We start from the raw sequence: 12630 nt of genomic DNA, 5'->3' as shown, positions 1-12630 counted from the left end.
CCCACCGACCCGCCGCGCCCGTCCCCCCCCGCCTCAATGCACCAACGGAAGCGTCGCCATTTCTGCGACGGTCCAGGTGAGGGGGCCCAGGACGAGGAGGAGGGCGAGGGTGCGGAGGGCTGTGGCGCGGTGGAGGACGGAGGCGGTGGCGCCGAGGCGGCGGAGGGCGGCCGTGGTGCGGGCGCGGGCGGCCCGGGATTCGGCCGCGGCGGTGAGGGCGCTGACGGTGGCGCAGGCCAGGACGACGGCCGTGCCGATCGCGGTGAAGGGACCGAGAGGACGGGAGGGGGTGGCCTCGTAGACGGTGGCGGCGGCGTAGGCGCCGGAGGCGACCGCGCACAGGACGCCGAGCGGGCGGCCCAGGCGGCGGGATTCGGTCTGCAGGACGCGCCCGGACAGCAGCCGAAGCGCGCCGGGGCGGCCCGCGCACAGCAGGCGGCCCGACAGGTGCACCAGGCCGGGGCCGGCCAGCACGAGACCGGAGGCGGCGAGGGCCCAGCCGGCCAGGACGCCCGGAGAGGAGCCGAGCAGCCGGCCGGGGGCGGGCAGCAGGCCGCCGTGGGTGCCGGCGGCGGGGGCGGCGTAGGACTCGATGGCCAGGCCCGCGGCGGTCAGGGCGACGCCCCAGGGCAGGCCGGTGGGGGCCGCCTCGGCGGGCGGGGCGGGGGCCTCGACGACGCCCGGTTCGGTCCGGGGGCGCAGGGAGAAGGCGGTGGCCGCGGCGGCGGTCAGCGGGACGAGGGAGAGGAGCAGGAGGGCGCCGAGCAGCGGGATCGGGTGGCCGGCGCCGAGGAGGCCGGGGTCGACGCGGCGGGGGCCGGCGGCCTCCGCGGTGCCGCCGAGGTCGCCGCGGAGTGAGAAGAAGACCACGAGGGAGAGGAGGGCGCCGAGGGTGCAGGCGAGCGCGGTGGAGGCCGCGGCGAGCAGGGTGAGCCGGAGCGGGCCCAGACCGGCGGCGTTCATACCGCGCTGGAGGCGGGCGGCGGGGTCCGTGCGGGCCACCGAGACGGCGAGCTGGGCGGTGGCCGCGAGCGGGGCGGCGCACCACAGGAGCCGGGCCACGGATTCGCCGGCCGCGGCCGGGTGGGCGGCGGCGTGGCCCAGGACGGCGAGGACCAGGAAGCCGGTGCAGGCCGCGGCGGCGGCGACGAGGAGGCGGCGCAGCAGGACGAGGGGGTGAGCGCCACGGGCTAGACGGAGAGCGAGCACGCTGCCCTGCTTTCCTCATCGGGGGCACCGGTGGTCTCGGGGGTGGCGCCCGAGCGGCGGCCGTCGAGGAGCGCGACGGTGCGGTCGGCGAGCGCGGCGACCTGGGGGTCGTAGGTGGCCAGGACCACGGTGATCCGGTGGGAGCGGGCCGCGGTGGTCAGGGTCCGCAGGACTTGGGTGCCGTCGGCGCTGTGCAGGGGGGCGGTGGGCTCGTCGGCGAAGAGCACCCGCGGGGCGGCGGCCAGGGCGCGGGCGACGGCGACGCGCTGGCGCTGGGACTGGTCGAGGCGGGCGGGGCGGCGGCGGGCGCACATGCCGACGTCGAGGCGTTCGAGCCACTCGTGGGCGGCGTGCTTGGCGGCGCGGTGGCCGGCGCCGCGGAGCAGGAGGGGGAGAGCGGCGTTCTCCCAGGCGGTGAGTTCGGGAACGAGGTGGGGTTCGGTGTCGATCCAGCCGAACCGGTCGAGACGCAGCCGTTCGCGGCTGGGGGAGGAGAGCGTGTGGAGGGAGGAGCCGTCGAACCAGACCTCGCCCTCGGTGGGGACGAGCTGGCCGGACAGGCACTTGAGGAGGGTGGTCTTGCCGCTGCCGCGGGGCCCGGTGACGGCGAGGATCTCGCCCTCGCGGACGCCGAGGGAGACCCCGGTGAGGGCGGGGGTGGCGCCGTGTGTGTGGTGCAGGCCGCGTGCCCAGAGAACGTCGTTGTCAGGCGGGGCCACCATCTGCACACCTCTCGCTTGTTCGCTGCCGTTCCCCCGGCCGGGGGAACGACCACGGAGGGTATCGGTCACCAGCACGGTAAGGAATCGCGTCCCCGGTCATTTGTGGCTCGGCAGCCGCAACGGCCCAGATTCACTCCTCTGGGTGAGAGGGAGCGAATCCGGGCCGTCGGGGGTGTGTTCAGTTGTCCCGCAGCGCGCCGGGGGGCGGCGCGGAGATCAGAGCTTGGTCCACGCCTCGGTGAGGACGGAGCGCAGGATCTGCTCGATCTCGTCGAAGACCGGCTGGTCCGCGATCAGCGGCGGGGCCAGCTGGATGACCGGGTCGCCGCGGTCGTCGGCGCGGCAGTAGAGGCCGTTGTCGTACAGCGCCTTCGAGAGGAAGCCGTACAGGACGCGCTCGGTCTCCTCGTCGTTGAAGGACTCCTTGGTGGCCTTGTCCTTGACGAGCTCGATGCCGTAGAAGAAGCCGTTGCCGCGGACGTCGCCGACGATCGGCAGGTCGTGCAGCCGCTGGAGGGTGCTCAGGAAGTTGCCCTCGTTGTCCAGCACGTGCTGGTTGAGGCCCTCGCGCTCGAAGATGTCGAAGTTCGCCAGCGCCACGGCCGAGGAGACCGGGTGGCCGCCGAAGGTGTAGCCGTGCAGGAAGGTGTTGTCGCCCTTGTAGAACGGCTCGGCGAGGCGGTCGGAGATGATGCAGGCGCCGATCGGGGAGTAGCCCGAGGTCATGCCCTTGGCGCAGGTGATCATGTCCGGGATGTAGTCGAACTTGTCACACGCGAACATCGTGCCCAGGCGGCCGAAGGCGCAGATCGTCTCGTCGGAGACGAGCAGCACGTCGTACTGGTCGCAGATCTCGCGGACCCGCTGGAAGTAGCCGGGGGGCGGCGGGAAGCAGCCGCCGGCGTTCTGCACCGGCTCCAGGAAGACCGCGGCGACGGTCTCCGGGCCCTCGAAGAGGATCTGCTGCTCGATCTGGTCGGCGGCCCAGCGGCCGAACGCCTCGGGGTCGTCGCCGTGGATCGGGGCGCGGTAGATGTTGGTGTTCGGCACCTTGTGCGCGCCGGGGACCAGCGGCTCGAAGGGGGCCTTCAGGCCGGGCAGGCCGGTGATCGACAGGGCGCCCTGCGGGGTGCCGTGGTAGGCCACCGCGCGGGATATCACCTTGTACTTGGTGTGCTTGCCCTTGAGCTTGAAGTACTGCTTGGCCAGCTTCCAGGCGGTCTCGACGGCCTCGCCGCCGCCGGTGGTGAAGAAGACCTTGTTGAGGTCGCCAGGCGCGTAGTGCGCCAGGCGCTCGGCCAGCTCCACGGCCTTGGGGTGGGCGTAGGACCAGACCGGGAAGAAGGCCAGTTCCTGGGCCTGCTTGTACGCGGTCTCGGCGAGCTCGACCCGGCCGTGGCCGGCGTTGACCACGAAGAGGCCGGCGAGGCCGTCGATGTAGCGCTTGCCCTTGTCGTCGTAGATGTTGGTGCCCTCACCGCGCACGATCGTGGGCACGGGGGCGTTCTCGTACGACGACATGCGGGTGAAGTGCATCCACAGGTGGTCGTACGCCGTCTTGGAGAGGTCGGCGCTCATTGCTATCTCGTTCCCCAGGTGTAGGTCTGCTTCCGGAGCTTGAGGTAAACGAAGCTCTCGGTGGATCGGACGCCGGGCAGCGTGCGGATCCGCTTGTTGATCATTTCGAGAAGGTGGTCGTCGTCCTCGCAGACGATCTCGATGAGGAGATCGAAGGAGCCCGCGGTCATGACGACGTACTCGACTTCTTCCATGGCCGTCAGGGCGTCGGCCACGGGATCGAGGTCACCCTCGACGTTGATGCCGACCATTGCCTGCCGGCGGAGACCGACCGTGAGGGGGTCGGTGACCGCGACGATCTGCATCACGCCTTGGTCGAGCAGCTTCTGTACGCGCTGGCGTACCGCCGCCTCGGACAGGCCGACGGCCTTGCCGATCGCGGCGTACGGACGGCGCCCGTCCTCCTGGAGCTGCTCAATGATCGCCAGGGAGACGGAGTCGATCGACGGAGTGCCGTTTCTGTCACGAGTGGCCACGTCCTTCACTGTGCACGAAGGTCGACGGTATGGCAACCCCGATTCGATGAAATCAGTTGTTGATCGACGCAGATTTAACTGATTCCGTTGTTCGAACGGGTTGGGTGTGTTGAAAACGTGGGTATCGCGGCTACTGTGGGAGCCCAACCACCGGTACATCCGACACTGAAGGGGGCGCACAGTGACCACCGCACTGCGTCGTCTGCGCAACTACATCGACGGGGAGTTCCGGGACGCCGCCGACGGGCGGACCACGGAGGTGGTCAACCCGGCGACGGGTGAGGCGTACGCCACTGCCCCTCTCTCCGGCCCCGCGGACGTGGACGCGGCCATGGCCGCGGCCGAGGCCGCCTTCCCCGTCTGGCGCGACCTGATCCCGGCCGAGCGCCAGAAGGTCCTGCTCAAGATCGCCGACCGCTTCGAGGAGCGCGCCGAGGAGCTGATCGCCGCCGAGTCCGAGAACTGCGGCAAGCCGATCGCCCTGGTCCGCTCCGAGGAGATCCCGCCGATGGTGGACCAGATCCGCTTCTTCGCGGGTGCCGCCCGGATGCTCGAGGGCCGCGCGGCCGGCGAGTACATGGACGGCTTCACCTCGATCATCCGCCGCGAGCCGGTGGGCGTCTGCGCCCAGGTCGCGCCGTGGAACTACCCGATGATGATGGCCGTATGGAAGTTCGCCCCGGCGCTCGCCGCGGGCAACACCGTCGTCCTCAAGCCCTCCGACACCACCCCCGCCTCCACGGTGCTGATCGCCGACATCATCGGCAGCGTGCTGGACGAACTGGGCCACCCGCGCGGCGTGTTCAACGTCGTCTGCGGCGACCGGGAGACCGGCCGCCTGATGGTCGAGCACAAGGTCCCGGCGATGGCGTCCATCACCGGCTCGGTGCGCGCCGGTATGCAGGTCGCCGAGTCCGCGTCCAAGGACCTCAAGCGGGTCCACCTGGAGCTGGGCGGCAAGGCCCCGGTCGTGGTCTTCGAGGACACCGACATCGCCAAGGCCGTCGAGGACATCGCCACCGCCGGCTACTTCAACGCCGGCCAGGACTGTACGGCCGCCACCCGCGTGCTCGTCCAGGAGTCCATCCACGACGAGTTCGTCGCCGCGCTCGCCAAGGCCGCCTCGGAGACCAAGACCGGCGCGATCGACGACGAGGACGTGCTCTACGGCCCGCTGAACAACGCCAACCAGCTCGCGCAGGTCAAGGGCTTCATCGAGCGGCTGCCCGCGCACGCCAAGATCGAGGCCGGCGGCGAGCAGGTCGGCGACAAGGGCTACTTCTTCGCCCCCACCGTCGTCTCGGGCCTGAAGCAGGACGACGAGATCGTGCAGAACGAGGTCTTCGGCCCGGTCATCACCGTCCAGTCCTTCACCGACGAGAAGCAGGCCGTCGAGTGGGCCAACGGCGTCGAGTACGCCCTGGCCTCCTCGGTGTGGACCAAGGACCACGCCCGCGCCATGCGGCTGTCCAAGGCCCTCGACTTCGGCTGCGTGTGGATCAACACCCACATCCCGCTGGTCGCCGAGATGCCGCACGGCGGCTTCAAGAAGTCCGGCTACGGCAAGGACCTCTCCGCCTACGGCTTCGACGACTACACCCGGATCAAGCACGTGATGACCTCGCTGGACGGCTGAGCCGGCCGGTCCTCACGGGGATCACCGACGTCGGGCGGCACGGAACGCTCGACACACCGTCGCGGGCGGAGGCCCGGCAATTGACGCTCTGTCTCTTGCCGCCTCCGCCCGCGGCACGTGAGAGTGCTCGCCATGGCTGATCTTTCGCGGCGTTCGCTGCTTCGGGGCATGGGCGGAATCGGTGTGACCGGGGCGCTGGCCGCCGTCACCGGGTGCGGGGTCCCGGCGGCGTACGTCGACGCCGCCGACCGCGAGGCCCCCGACCGGTCCGCCCGCGACCGCTCCCTGGTCTTCGCCAACTGGCCGCTCTACATCGACGTCGACGACCGCGACCCGCAGCGCCGCCCCACCCTGGCCACGTTCCAGAAGCGCACCGGGATCTCCGTGCAGTACACCGAGGAGATCAACGACAACGACGAGTTCTTCGGGAAGATCAGCCCCGCGCTGATGAACCACCAGTCCACCGGACGGGACCTGGTCGTCATCAGCGACTGGATGTGCGCCCGGTACGTCCGGCTCGGCTGGGTCGAGACCATGGACCGCGCCGCCCAGCCGAACGTCGCCAGATACCTCGACCCGCAGCTGCGCTCCCCGCACTTCGACCCCGGCCGGACCCACTCCGTGCCCTGGCAGTCCGGCATCACCGGCATCGCCTACAACCGCCGCAAGCTCGGCCGCGAGATCCGCCACACCTCCGACCTGTGGAAGGACGACCTGCGCGGCCGGGTCACCCTGCTCTCCGGGCTGGACGAGGCGTTCGCCATGCTGCTCCAGGGGAACGGCGTGGACATCACCCGCTGGACCGCCGACGACTTCCACCGGATGATCGACCAGGTCCGCGGCCTGGTGCGCAAGGGCCAGATCCGCCGGTTCACCGGCAACGACTACATCAAGGACCTGGATTCCGGGGACGTCCTCGCCGCGCAGGCGTACTCCGGCGATGTCATCCAGCTCAAGGCGGACAACCCGGACATCGAGTTCGTGGTGCCCGAGGAGGGCGCCGAGCTGTGGGCGGAGAGCATGATGATCCCCAACCTCGCGGCCCACAAGCGGAACGCCGAGCGGCTGATCGACTACTACTACCAGCCGGAGGTCGCGGCGGAGCTGACCGCGTGGGTCAACTACGTCTGCCCGGTGCCGGCGGCGCGCGAGGTGCTCGCCTCGTCCAAGGACAAGGAGCGGGCGGAGCTGGCCGAGGACCCGCTGATCTTCCCGGACGCGGAGATGCGGAAGCGGCTGGCGATCGCGCGGGACATCACGGCCAAGGAGCGGACCGAGTTCGCGAAGGAGTGGAACGGGATCGTGGGGCTTTAGGGCCGCCTGCGCTTTCCGGGCGCGGGCTGGGACGGGGGCGGCCCCCGGTGCGCGGGGGCGGTGCGCGGGCTGGTGCACGGGCCGGTGTGCGGAGGCGTCAACTGCCCTGCCAGACTGCGGTGTTATGCCGAACGGAAGAGTGTCCCGGGCGGTGCCGCCGGAGCCGGTGTCGCCGCCCCCGCCCCCGCCGCAGTCGCCGCGTGGGCAGTCATCGCTGCCGCCGTCGCCGGTTTCGCCCGCCGTCACGCTGGGGCTGTTCGCGGCCTGGGCGCTGCACGACGCCGAGGAGGTGCTCTTCGGACCGCGGTGGGTGCGGGAGCGCGTACCGGAGCTGCGGGAACGGTTCCCCGGTGTGCCCGAGCGGGTGTGGCGGGCGCTGGAGGGGGTCACCGAGCGGGAGTTCGCCGCGGCGGTGGCGGTGATGGCGGTGATCGTCGGGAGTGCCGCCGCCCGCGGTCACCGCACCGGCGGGCGGTCGGCGTTCTTCCAGGCGGCGCTGGACGGCTTCGGGCTGCACGGTCTGCTGCACCTCGCCCAGGCCGCCGCCGTCCGCGGCTGGACCCCGGGGGCGGCCACCTCGCCGGTCGTGGTCATCCCGTTCACGCTGTGGGCCCGCGGGCGGCTGCGGCGGGCCGGTGTGCTGCGGCCGGGGAGCCCGGGCCGGGTGCTGGGCGGGGTGGCCGCGGCGGGCGCAGCCACCGTCGTCTCGCACGCGGTGGCGCGGCGGTTGACCAAGGGCTGACGGGGCAACGGACCTCTCCGCCGCCCCGTCACCCCCGCCCCGCCCGGCCGGCCTCGGTCACCCCCGCCAGTCCGCCGCGTACGCGTCGATCTCGGCCGTCAGCCGGGCCTTGGCGGTGGCGTCCATGAAGGACGCGGTGACCGCGTTCCGGGCGAGGGCGGCGACGCCGGACGCGTCCAGGCCCAGCAGGCGGGCGGCGACGGCGTACTCGGTGTTCAGGTCGGTGCCGAACATCGGGGGGTCGTCGCTGTTGATGGTGACCAGCACGCCGGCGTCGACCATCTCCTTGACCGGGTGCTCCTCCAGGGTGCGGACCGCCCGGGTGGCGATGTTGGAGGTCGGGCAGACCTCCAGCGGGATGCGGTGCTCGGCGAGATGGGCCAGCAGCGCCGGGTCCTGGGTGGCGCTGGTGCCGTGGCCGATCCGCTCGGCGCGCAGCTCGGTCAGCGCGTCCCAGATCGTGCCGGGGCCGGTGGTCTCGCCGGCGTGCGGGACGGAGTGCAGCCCGATGGCCAGCGCCCGGTCGAAGTACGGCTTGAACTGCGGCCGCGGGACGCCGATCTCGGGCCCGCCCAAGCCGAACGAGACCAGTCCCTCGGGCTGGAGGTCGCAGGCGATCCGGGCGGTCTCCTCGGCGGCCGCCAGGCCCGCCTCGCCGGGGATGTCGAAGCACCAGCGCAGCACCACGCCCAGCTCGGACTCGGCGGCCTTCCGGGCGTCCTCGATGGCCTCCACGAAGGCGGCGTCCGGGATGCCGCGGCTGGTGGAGCTGAACGGCGTGACGGTCAGCTCGGCGTAGCGGATCTGCTGCCGGGCCATGTCGCGGGCGACCTCGTACGTCAGCAGGCGGACGTCCTCGGCGTCGCGGATCAGGTCCACGACGGAGAGGTAGACCTCGACGAAGTGGGCGAAGTCCCGGAAGGTGAAGTAGTCGGCGAGCGCCTCGGGGTCGGTGGGCACGGCCGAATCCGGGTGCCGGGCGGCGAGTTCGGCGACGATGCGCGGGGAGGCCGAGCCGACGTGGTGGACGTGCAGCTCCGCCTTGGGCAGGCCGGCGATGAAGGCGTCGAGGTCGGACACGGATTCCTCCTGGGTGTGGGTGCGCGCGGCGGACGGGCGGTGCGGCCTCGTCCGGGGGCGGTTGGGTCATGGTAGGCGGGCCACCCCTCAGCCCGGGGCGGCGGCCCCGGTCCCGGCCACCCCGGCCCCACCTGTCCCGGCCCCGCCGGCCGCGTCCTCCGCGGCCAGCCGCTGCCGGGCCGCCATCAGGGCGAAGCCGAGGAGGTTCAGACCGTGCCAGCGGGCCGGGTCGGCGGCGGCGTCATCGCCGGCGGCCAGGCCGATGCCCCATATGCGGTCCACCGGGCTGGCCTCCACCAGGACGCGGGAGCCGGTGCCGAGCAGGAAGCGCCGCAGCTGCGGATCCTGGCCGAATTTGTGCAGGCTGCCCTCGGTGACGAGGGCGAAGCGGTGGCGCCGCCAGACCTCCTCGTCGAAGCCGCGGACCGTCCGCCCGGCCTCCTTGGCCTCCCCGGGATGGCGCGCGGCGAGCACCCGGCGCTCGGCCTCCGCGTCGCCGAAGAGGCGCGCCTTGCCGGCCATCATCCAGTGCTCGGCGGTGGCGTAGCGGACCCCGCCGGCGGTGAAGGGGGAGGGCCACCACTGGCTGAAACAGCTCGGTCCCAGGCCGCCGCCGCGGGGCGGACGATGCCCCCAGAAGTGGACGAACTTCACCCGCTCCCCGGCGGCGGTCCGCGCGATCAGCTCCGCGACCGAGCGCGGTCCGTCCGGCGCCGGATCCTCGTTGTCGTGCATCATGCCGGGATTCTGTCAGCGGGCACTGACAACGTGTCGGGGTGTTGCGCCACTGAATTCGCAGAATTCGTCGCGTAACCAAAAGGCAACAACGGAATCACTTGTTGGTCGCCTTTGCCTCTGTCAAGATCGGCCATCGATTCCGGATATAGCTACGCCTGGCAGTGCCGCTGAGCGGCCCCGGCGCCCGGCGGAGGAGAGCACCATGGACCAGCGATTCGATGTGACCGAACGATTCGCCGAGGGCGCGCAATTCATTGCCGGAAGCCTGCGGGCCGGCACCTCCGGCCGCACCCAGGACGTGGTCGACCCGGCCACCGGCGAGACCGTCCTGCGGTACGAACTCGCAGGTACCGGCGATGTGGACGAGGCCGTGGCGGCCGCCGCGCGGGCCTTCCCCGACTGGGCGCGGACCACCCCCGCCGAGCGTTCGGACACCCTGCACCGCTTCGCCGCGGCGCTCGCCGAGGACGCCGGGGACCTGGTCTTCGCGGAATCCCTCAACTGCGGAAAGCCGGTCAAACTGAGCCGCGAGTTCGACGTCCCCGGGACGATCGACAACGCCGCGTTCTTCGCCGGCGCCGCCCGCCACCTGGAGGGCCGGGCGGCCGGGGAATACAGCGGCGACCACACCTCGATGATCCGCCGCGAACCCATCGGCGTGGTCGGCTCCATCGCGCCCTGGAACTACCCGCTCCAGATGGCCGCGTGGAAGGTCCTGCCGGCCGTCGCCGCGGGCAACACCATCGTCCTCAAGCCCGCCGAGATCACGCCGCTGACGTCGCTGCTGTTCGCCCGGGCCGCGCAGCGCGCCGGACTCCCGGACGGCGTCCTGAACATCGTCTCCGGGGCGGGCCGGGACGCCGGGGAGCGCCTGGTCGGCCACCCGGACGTCGCGATGACCTCCTTCACCGGCTCCACCGCCGTCGGCAAGCGGGTCGCCGAGCTGGCCACCGGCACCGTCAAGCGGCTCCACCTGGAGCTCGGCGGCAAGGCCCCGTTCGTGGTCTTCGACGACGCCGACCTGGAGGCCGCCGTGCACGGCGCGGTCGCCGGCGCCCTGATCAACACCGGCCAGGACTGCACCGCCGCCACCCGTGCCTACGTCCAGCGGCCGCTGTACGACGCGTTCGTCAGCGGGGTCGCGGACCTGATGGCGGCCGTGCGGCTGGGCGACCCGTTCGACCCGTCCACCGACCTCGGACCGCTGATCTCGCACACCCAGCGGGACCGGGTGGCCGGCTTCGTGGAGCGGGCCCGCGGCTACGCCACCGTCGTCACCGGCGGGCAGGCGCCCCAGGGCGACCTGGCCAAGGGCGCGTACTACCGGCCCACGCTGATCACCGGCGCCGCCCAGGACAGCGAGATCGTGCAGGCGGAGATCTTCGGCCCGGTCCTGGCCGTCCTGCCCTTCGACAGCGATGACGAGGGCCTCGCGCTCGCCAACGACACCCCCTACGGGCTGGCCGCCTCCGCCTGGAGCCGCGACGTCTACCGCACCGGCCGCGCGGTCCGCGAGATCAACGCCGGCTGCGTGTGGGTCAACGACCACATCCCGATCATCAGCGAGATGCCGCACGGCGGCGCCAAGGCGTCCGGCTTCGGCAAGGACATGTCGGCGTACTCCTTCGAGGAGTACACGCAGGTCAAGCACGTCATGTACGACACGACCGGGGTGGCCAGGAAGGACTGGCACCGGACCGTCTTCGGGGACCGCGGCTGACCGGCGCGGCGACGGGCGCCCCGGCCGGGGGCGCCCGCCCGGGGCCGCGCGCCCCTGACACCACCGCCCGTCCACCGGGCACACCCTGAAAGGCCACCGCGCATGGAGCACCACGAGCAGCCCGCACCCCTGTCCCCGGCGGAGCTCACCGCCGTGCGCCGCAGCCTCACCGACGGCCGCCTCGCCATGACCCGCCGCACCCTGCTGCGGGCCGGCGGCGCCCTGGCGGCCGCGGCCGGCGCCGGCGCGGCCCTCACCGCCTGCGGTATCGCCCCCGCCGGACGCACCGACGCGGCCCTGACGGTGGACCACTCGGGGAGCGAGAAGCGCCTGGCCTTCTCCAACTGGGCCGAGTACATGGACGTCAGCGATGACGGCCGGCACCACCCGACGCTGGACGCCTTCCAGCGGCGCACCGGCATCACCGTGGCGTACACCGAGGACATCAACGACAACGACGAGTTCTTCGGCAAGATCCAGGCCCAGCTCGCCAACGGGCAGGACACCGGCCGCGATCTGATCGTGCTCACCGACTGGATGTGCGCCCGGATGATCTCCCTGGGCTGGATCCAGCCACTGGACGCCGGCCGGCTGCCGCACGCCCGCGCCAACCTCGCCCCCGAATACCGCGATCCGGCCTGGGACCCGGGCCGCAAGCACTCGTACGTCTGGCAGGGCATCCCCGCCGTCATCGCGTACAACATCCGCGCCACCGGCGGCCGGACCGTCGACTCCGTCAGCCAGCTGCTGGAGGACCCGCGGCTCAAGGGGCGGGTCGGCTTCCTCTCCGAGATGCGCGACACCGTCGGGCTGACCCTGCTCGACATGGGCAAACGGCCCGAGGACGTCACCGCCGACGACTTCGACGCCGCCCTCGCCCGGCTCCAGAAGGGCGTCGACGGCAAGCAGATCCGCCGCTTCACCGGCAACGACTACACCACCGACCTGGACAAGGGCGACCTCGCCGCGTGCGTCGCCTGGGCCGGCGACATCGTCCAGCTCCAGAGCGACAACCCCGACATCCGCTACGCCGTCCCCAAGGCCGGCTACATGACCTCGACCGACAACCTGATGGTGCCCGGCAAGGCCCGCCACAAGGAGAACGCCGAACGGCTCATCGACTACTTCTACGAGCCGGCGGTCGCGGCCCGGCTCGCCGCGTACATCAACTACGCCTGCCCGGTCGACGGCGTCCGCGAGGAACTCGCCAAGATCGACAAGGAGCTGGCGGCGAACCCGCTGATCCTCCCCGACCGGGAGATGACCGCCCGGTCCCACTCCTTCCGCGCGCTGACCCCCCAGGAGAACCGGGTGTTCAACCAGAAGTTCTCCGACCTCACCGGCGCCTGAGCCGGTCCCGGCGGAGCCCGGCCCCGCACCCGGGCCCGCCCGAGCCGTTCTGCCCACCGACCCAC

At 72.1% G+C, this 12630-nt stretch carries 11 protein-coding genes; 5 read left to right on the top strand and 6 right to left on the bottom strand.

Annotated features, from left to right (window positions below; translation table 11 throughout):
- Positions 1 to 33: 33 nt before the first annotated feature.
- From ADL22_RS25500 to ADL22_RS25485, 4 genes are all read right to left on the bottom strand, one after another.
- On the bottom strand, positions 34 to 1209 hold the full coding sequence (locus ADL22_RS25500) for a hypothetical protein (protein WP_066984370.1): 1176 nt from the start codon (positions 1207 to 1209) through the stop codon (positions 34 to 36).
- Positions 1191 to 1931: an ABC transporter ATP-binding protein gene (locus ADL22_RS25495; protein ID WP_066984367.1), complete on the bottom strand. Its 741-nt coding sequence runs from the start codon at positions 1929 to 1931 to the stop codon at positions 1191 to 1193. The genes ADL22_RS25500 and ADL22_RS25495 overlap by 19 nt, the downstream gene beginning before the upstream one ends.
- A gap of 216 nt (positions 1932 to 2147) precedes the next feature.
- Complete coding sequence (locus ADL22_RS25490; protein ID WP_066984364.1) at positions 2148 to 3509, bottom strand: aspartate aminotransferase family protein; 1362 nt, start codon at positions 3507 to 3509, stop codon at positions 2148 to 2150.
- A gap of 2 nt (positions 3510 to 3511) precedes the next feature.
- Positions 3512 to 3985, bottom strand: a complete 474-nt coding sequence (locus ADL22_RS25485; protein ID WP_066984361.1) for an Lrp/AsnC family transcriptional regulator — start codon at positions 3983 to 3985, stop codon at positions 3512 to 3514.
- Positions 3986 to 4166: 181 nt separating this feature from the next.
- On the opposite strand from ADL22_RS25485, the gene ADL22_RS25480 reads away from it, so the two are divergent.
- The 3 genes from ADL22_RS25480 to ADL22_RS25470 all read left to right on the top strand — a co-directional run bounded on the left by ADL22_RS25480 (position 4167) and on the right by ADL22_RS25470 (position 7677).
- A complete protein-coding gene (locus ADL22_RS25480) occupies positions 4167 to 5621 on the top strand; it encodes a gamma-aminobutyraldehyde dehydrogenase (RefSeq protein ID WP_066984358.1) in 1455 nt (484 codons plus the stop codon).
- Between the two features lie 132 nt (positions 5622 to 5753).
- Positions 5754 to 6935 (top strand): polyamine ABC transporter substrate-binding protein, encoded by a 1182-nt coding sequence (locus ADL22_RS25475; protein ID WP_066984355.1) that lies wholly within the window; start codon positions 5754 to 5756, stop codon positions 6933 to 6935.
- Between the two features lie 124 nt (positions 6936 to 7059).
- Positions 7060 to 7677 carry an HXXEE domain-containing protein gene (locus ADL22_RS25470; RefSeq protein WP_079064413.1) on the top strand — a complete coding sequence of 206 codons (618 nt, stop codon included), beginning with the start codon at positions 7060 to 7062 and terminating at the stop codon, positions 7675 to 7677.
- Between the two features lie 57 nt (positions 7678 to 7734).
- On the opposite strand, the gene ADL22_RS25465 is transcribed toward ADL22_RS25470, so the two are convergent.
- Together ADL22_RS25465 and ADL22_RS25460 are read right to left on the bottom strand one after the other, a co-directional pair.
- Entirely contained in the window at positions 7735 to 8757 is a 1023-nt protein-coding gene (locus ADL22_RS25465; RefSeq protein ID WP_066984352.1) for an adenosine deaminase, read from the bottom strand.
- Between the two features lie 87 nt (positions 8758 to 8844).
- Complete coding sequence (locus tag ADL22_RS25460) at positions 8845 to 9495, bottom strand: NADAR family protein (RefSeq protein WP_066984349.1); 651 nt, start codon at positions 9493 to 9495, stop codon at positions 8845 to 8847.
- A gap of 202 nt (positions 9496 to 9697) precedes the next feature.
- Here ADL22_RS25460 and ADL22_RS25455 point away from each other — a divergent pair, with 202 nt between their 5' ends.
- Both ADL22_RS25455 and ADL22_RS25450 read left to right on the top strand, forming a co-directional pair.
- A complete protein-coding gene (locus ADL22_RS25455; RefSeq protein ID WP_066984346.1) occupies positions 9698 to 11215 on the top strand; it encodes a gamma-aminobutyraldehyde dehydrogenase in 1518 nt (505 codons plus the stop codon).
- 102 nt (positions 11216 to 11317) lie between these two features.
- Positions 11318 to 12565, top strand: a complete 1248-nt coding sequence (locus ADL22_RS25450; protein WP_066984343.1) for a polyamine ABC transporter substrate-binding protein — start codon at positions 11318 to 11320, stop codon at positions 12563 to 12565.
- Positions 12566 to 12630 lie beyond the last annotated feature (65 nt).

This window comes from Streptomyces sp. NRRL F-4489 (genome assembly GCF_001509485.1).
Taxonomy (GTDB): domain Bacteria; phylum Actinomycetota; class Actinomycetes; order Streptomycetales; family Streptomycetaceae; genus Streptomyces.
This window is presented reverse-complemented; position numbering and strand designations above follow the sequence as displayed.